Annotated in this window: 1 protein-coding gene; it reads left to right on the top strand. The window is 59.9% G+C overall.

The window, feature by feature from the left end; translation table 11 throughout:
- Positions 1-317: histidine-type phosphatase (locus F0U47_RS22420; RefSeq protein WP_149752365.1), on the top strand; the 317-nt coding region annotated here is incomplete at both ends.

The raw sequence follows: 317 nt of genomic DNA, 5'->3' as shown, positions 1-317 counted from the left end.
GAGCCGGAGCTGAAGCTGGAAAGTGTGGTGATTGTCAGTCGTCATGGTGTGCGTGCTCCAACCAAGGCCACGCAACTGATGCAGGATGTCACCCCAGACGCATGGCCAACCTGGCCGGTAAAACTGGGTTGGCTGACACCGCGCGGTGGTGAGCTAATCGCCTATCTCGGACATTACCAACGCCAGCGTCTGGTAGCCGACGGATTGCTGGCGAAAAAGGGCTGCCCGCAGTCTGGTCAGGTCGCGATTATTGCTGATGTCGACGAGCGTACCCGTAAAACAGGCGAAGCCTTCGCCGCCGGGCTGGCACCTGACTG

This window comes from Nocardioides antri, assembly GCF_008373765.1.
GTDB lineage: Bacteria > Actinomycetota > Actinomycetes > Propionibacteriales > Nocardioidaceae > Nocardioides > Nocardioides antri.
Note: the sequence above shows the minus strand (reverse complement) of the source record. Positions and strands in the feature narration are given on the sequence as shown.